The organism is Brenneria salicis ATCC 15712 = DSM 30166 (assembly GCF_003315515.1).
Lineage (GTDB): Bacteria > Pseudomonadota > Gammaproteobacteria > Enterobacterales > Enterobacteriaceae > Brenneria > Brenneria salicis.
In genome coordinates this window covers 1-1,690 of the sequence record NZ_QNRY01000089.1, presented here as the reverse complement: position 1 = coordinate 1,690, position 1,690 = coordinate 1, and the positions used below count along the sequence as shown (strand labels likewise).

Annotated in this window: 3 protein-coding genes; 1 reads left to right on the top strand and 2 read right to left on the bottom strand. The window is 47.2% G+C overall.

What is annotated here, in order from left to right; genetic code table 11:
* Nucleotides 1–131: 131 nt before the first annotated feature.
* A complete protein-coding gene (locus DES54_RS18415; RefSeq protein ID WP_240635073.1) occupies nucleotides 132–530 on the top strand; it encodes a LysR family transcriptional regulator in 399 nt (132 codons plus the stop codon).
* Here the strand turns inward: DES54_RS18415 and DES54_RS18410 are convergent.
* Together DES54_RS18410 and DES54_RS18730 are read right to left on the bottom strand one after the other, a co-directional pair.
* Nucleotides 429–1,502: an NACHT domain-containing protein gene (locus DES54_RS18410; protein WP_240635075.1), complete on the bottom strand. Its 1,074-nt coding sequence runs from the start codon at nucleotides 1,500–1,502 to the stop codon at nucleotides 429–431. The genes DES54_RS18415 and DES54_RS18410 overlap by 102 nt on opposite strands.
* A 2-nt stretch (nucleotides 1,503–1,504) precedes the next feature.
* The coding region (locus DES54_RS18730; protein WP_211317446.1) for a hypothetical protein at nucleotides 1,505–1,690 on the bottom strand (186 nt) is incomplete at its 5' end.

Genomic DNA, 1,690 nt, shown 5'->3' with positions numbered 1-1,690 from the left:
CCGGTTGGTGATTTGTGATTTTTGGCGATTGATCAGATCGCTCAACTCGGACTGAGTTCCCTCAAAGTGATCTACTATTTGGAACAGCTATTTAGAATTTAGATGGGAACTTATTTAATGAGAAGATGAACATGACAGTTCCGCGCACCACGCTAGAGCAATGGATAGTGTTGCAAACGGTCGTAGAGCAGGGGAGCTATGCAATGGCGGCTACCGTTTTAAACCGCAGTCAGTCGTCGGTCAGCTATGCGCTCAGCGGATTGCAGGAACGCCTTGGGTTGTCGCTGCTGGAGATTAATGGGCGCAAAGCCATATTGACTGAACAAGGGCGTGCCTTGCTGATGCAAGCTGCGCCGCTGATTTCAGCATTTCTGCAACTTGAGCATCGCGCTGCCGGGTTGAAAGGCGGTGTCCGAACTGAACTGAGTTTAGTGGTGGACAGCGTATTTCCTAAAAATAAGCTGTTTCGCGCCCTCAAAAATTTTCAGCGGGAATTCCCTGATACGCGGGTGCATCTGACAGAAATATAGCGCGGAGAAAGTCTCGAACAACTCAACGAAAGAGCGGCTGATCTCACCAATGAAATCGTATTCTTTTACATTGAGTAAGCATCTGCTTGCTAATGTACGAATATGTTCAGACTCGCTGGTGTTTAAAATAATCAAGCTCAATTCAGGCATCAACTGGTTATTAACCGGGGAGTCTGCCAGAAGTTCTAAAATTAAGTCACGTAAATGCCCCTCATCGCCCATCGCTAAAAGAGGTTTTATTTCTTCAACAACGTCTTGTGTGAAAAAACCGGCCGCGCTGAACCGTCGCCAGAAATCGCTCCGACGAAAGTAAGGATCTGCGGCTTCAATCTCTTTAAGTCGATGAAGAAGCTGTCTTTTCGATGAGCGTTCAAGCTGCGATGGATCGCCGTTTGCGAGTACCGCATAGGTGTCAAGCTCAATAATGGCTCCCTGTACCGACCTGTTGCCTAATGCCGCCATCCATCCTAGCAGACCTCTCAACTCATCTCTGGCAGTACCGTTAGGTGCAATAACAGACAAGCACTTTGTTAAAATGAGGTCATCCGCAGGATCGGCAATTCGTTTAATGAGATAATCCGCTGCGCAGTATTCAGCGACGATCTTGTGGACCGGGCGGTGCTGGTCTTCATTATCGCCGGGTTTGAAAAGCTGCGTTGACAATATGTCGTAACAGGCAGTACTGCCGTTAAACAACGCTGGCAGCATGGGATACATCCGGTTTGCGGTCGTGTCGATGGTGCTGATGCCCTCTGCGCCCGACAACAGAAGTTTGGCATAAACCTCAGCAGAAAATGCAATCTTCTGTGCAACTGAAAGAGATACAGAGGCTTTCGGGATATCTGGGTTGACTTCCTTGGCCAGTCGTTCGACCGCTAAAGCAAAGATTGAACGTTTGTCAGCAAATCGTCTGTCACTTTCTAAATAGGCATCGGTGAACATTTTCAGAAACTGAGGGTTTGGTAACAACATGTCTAAACTAAACCGAGTGACTTCGGTCTGGAATGCAAAGAAGTCTTCTGCTGGCGCATGGTGCTTAAAGATAGCGTGTTGTTCGTCTTGATCGAGACTGTAATTAAAATTGTGTAATTGCCTGTTTTTGATATGTTCACTCCAGTAGCGGAGACAGGCAAATTATGGACGAAAAGAAACTCAAAGCC

Coding starts and splice junctions, on each gene's coding strand:
- DES54_RS18415 (WP_240635073.1), top strand. CDS start 132: ATGACAGTTCCGCGCACCACGCTAGAGCAATGGATAGTGTTGCAAACG.
- DES54_RS18410 (WP_240635075.1), bottom strand. CDS start 1,502: ATGTTGTTACCAAACCCTCAGTTTCTGAAAATGTTCACCGATGCCTAT.